Annotated in this window: 1 protein-coding gene and 2 pseudogenes; 2 read left to right on the forward strand and 1 reads right to left on the reverse strand. The window is 75.7% G+C overall.

All coding sequences use genetic code 11. The features are described from left to right. A pseudogene (locus tag ACWD3D_RS35320) lies at window positions 1-94 on the reverse strand (50S ribosomal protein L24); the annotation flags it as partial. A gap of 1 nt (window position 95) precedes the next feature. Here ACWD3D_RS35320 and ACWD3D_RS35325 point away from each other — a divergent pair. Both ACWD3D_RS35325 and ACWD3D_RS35330 read left to right on the forward strand, forming a co-directional pair. Then, window positions 96-1,136 (forward strand): annotated as a pseudogene (locus ACWD3D_RS35325) (ATP-binding protein); the annotation flags it as partial. Next, window positions 1,133-3,062, forward strand: a 1,930-nt coding sequence (locus tag ACWD3D_RS35330) for a DUF5682 family protein (RefSeq protein ID WP_451464771.1), incomplete at its 3' end; no start/stop codon positions are given. The pseudogene ACWD3D_RS35325 and the gene ACWD3D_RS35330, both read left to right, overlap by 4 nt.

Here is a 3,062-nt window from a genome sequence, read left to right on the forward strand (position 1 = left end):
GAACGTTGCTGACGTGAATCGGGGCCTCAGTGGTGACGATGCCGCCGGTCTGCGAACCGCGAGCCGTCTGACCGGCCTTGGTGTGCTTCTTGACCGACGAACTCAAGGCGCTGGCCGACGCCGACGACCGCCCCAGGCCCGCCCGTTGGCGCCTCTCGCCGTGGGCCGTCGCCACCTATCTGCTCGGTGGGACACTCCCGGACGGCACGGTGATCACCCCCAAGTACGTGGGCCCGCGCCGACTCGTCGAGGTCGCCGTGACCACGCTCGCCACCGACCGCGCCCTGCTGCTCCTCGGAGTCCCCGGCACCGCCAAGACCTGGGTCTCCGAGCACCTGGCGGCGGCCGTCAGCGGGGACTCGACCCTCCTCGTCCAGGGCACGGCCGGCACGCCCGAGGAAGCGATCCGGTACGGCTGGAACTACGCGCAGTTGCTCACCCACGGCCCGAGCCGAGCAGCCCTGGTGCCCGGCCCGCTGATGCGCGCCATGGCCGGGGGGCTGACCGCCCGCGTGGAGGAGCTGACCCGCATCCCGGCCGACGTGCAGGACTCGCTCATCACGATCCTCTCGGAGAAGACCCTTCCCATCCCCGAACTGGGGCAGGAGGTCCAGGCGGTCCGGGGATTCAACCTCATCGCCACCGCCAACGACCGCGACCGGGGCGTCAACGAGCTGTCCAGCGCGCTCCGCCGCCGCTTCAACACCGTCGTGCTGCCGCTCCCGGCGACGCCCGAGGACGAGGTGGACATCGTCTCGCGGCGCGTCGAGCAGTTGGGCCGTGCCCTGGACCTGCCGGCCGCTCCCGAGGGGCTGACCGAGATCCGGCGCGTGGTCACCGTGTTCCGCGAACTCCGCGACGGCGTCACCACGGACGGCCGCACCCGGGTCAAGTCCCCCTCGGGCACGCTCTCCACCGCCGAGGCGATCTCCGTCGTCACCCACGGCCTGGCGCTCGCCGGCCATTTCGGCGACGGGACACTGCGCCCGGGTGACGTGGCCGCCGGAATCATGGGCGCGGTCGTCCGGGACCCGGCGGCGGACCGAGCGGTCTGGCATGAGTATCTGGAGACCGTCGTCCGCGAGCGGGACGGCTGGAAGGACTTCTACCGGGCCTGCCGCGAGGTCTCGCCATGACCTCGCCCCGCACGGCTTCCGCACCTTCTTCTCCCGCGCCCGCGCCCGCGCCTGCGGCGCCCGGGGCTCCGGGGCCGCTGCTGCTGGGTGTGCGGCACCACGGCCCGGGGTCCGCGCGGGCCGTGCTGGCCGCGCTGGAGGCGGCGCGACCGCGCGCCGTGCTGGTCGAAGGGCCGCCGGAGGGCGACGCGTTGCTGACGTTCGCCGCCGACCCGGACATGCGTCCCCCGGTGGCGCTGCTCGCGCACGCCGAAGACGATCCGGGGCTGGCGTCGTTCTGGCCGATGGCGGAGTTCTCGCCGGAGTGGGTCGCCATCCGCTGGGCGCTCGCGCACGGGGCGGCCGTCCGCTTCATCGACCTGCCCGCCGCCCACGTGCTGGCACTCGCGGCGGCGGCCCAGGGCGAGGGACCGGGCGAAGGAGCGGGGGAGGAGACCGCGCCGGCTCCGCCCGACCCGATCGCGTTGCTGGCCGGAGCCGCGGGTCACGACGACCCCGAGCGGTGGTGGGAGGACGTGGTCGAACATCGGTCCGCGGCGTCCGGCGCCGACCCCGCCGACCCCGTCGCCCCGTTCACCGCGCTCGCCGAGGCGATGGCGGCGCTGCGCGAGACGTACGGGGACGGCGGGCATCCCCGCGACGCCGTGCGCGAGGCGTTCATGCGCATCCGGCTGCGGGCGGCACGGAAGGAGTTCGGCGACGAGGTCGCGGTCGTCTGCGGCGCCTGGCACGTGCCCGCCCTCGCCGCGCGGACGACCCTCACCGCCGACCGCGCCCTGGTGAAGGGGCTTCCCAAGGTCAGGACCGCCGTGACCTGGGTGCCCTGGACGCACCGGCGACTGGCCCGGCGCAGCGGATACGGCGCCGGGATCGAGGCCCCCGGCTGGTACGCCCACCTCTTCCACGCCCGGGACCGGCCCGTCGAGCGGTGGATGACGAAGGTCGCGGGACTGCTCCGCGACGAGGACCGGTTCGTCTCCCCCGCCCACGTCATCGAGGCGGTTCGGCTCGCCGATACGCTCGCGGCCCTGCGCGGGCGCCCGCTCGCCGGGCTCGACGAGGCCACCGACGCGGTCCGGGCCGTCATGTGCGACGGGTCCGACGTACCCCTCGCCCTCGTCCACGACGGACTCGTGGTCGGCGAGGCGCTCGGCGAAGTCCCCGACGGCGCACCGGCCGTGCCGCTCCAGCGGGACCTGACCCGGCAGCAGCGCACCCTGCGCCTGAAGCCGGAACCGCCCGACCGCGAGGTGGAGTTCGACCTGCGCCAGGACACCGACGCGGCGAGGAGCAGGCTCCTGCACCGGCTGCGCCTTCTCGCCGTGGACTGGGGTGAGCCCGTGGCCGGCCGGGGGAGTACCGGCACCTTCCGGGAGACCTGGCGGCTTCGGTGGGAGCCGGAGCTCTCGGTCCGGCTCGCGGAGGCCGGCACCTGGGGCACCACCGTGCTCACCGCCGCGACCGCCAAGGCCGAGTCGGACGCCCGGGGCGCGACCACCCTTGCCGAGATCACCGCCCTCGCCGAACTCTGCCTCCTCGCGGCCCTGCCCGCCGCCCTGCCCACGGTGATGCGGGCCCTCGCCGACCGGGCCGCGCTCGACGCGGACGTGACCCGCCTCGCCGAAGCCCTGCCCGCGTTGGCCCGTGCGCTGCGGTACGGCGACGTACGCGGCACGGACACCGCCGCCCTCGGCGAGGTCGCCGCCGGACTGGCGACCCGGATCTGCGTCGGGCTCCCCGCCGCGTGCACCGGCCTGGACGCCGACAGCGCGGAGGCCATGCGCCGCACGGTGGACGAGGTGCACGGCGCGATCACCCTCCTGCCGGTCCCGGACGGGCCGGGGTCCGCGGGCGGGTCGGGGTCCGCGGGCGGGCCGGGGTCCGTGGGCGGGCCGGGGCTCCCGGACGGGCCCGCCCCGGACGGGG

The sequence above is a fragment of the Streptomyces sp. NPDC002690 genome, from assembly GCF_053592415.1.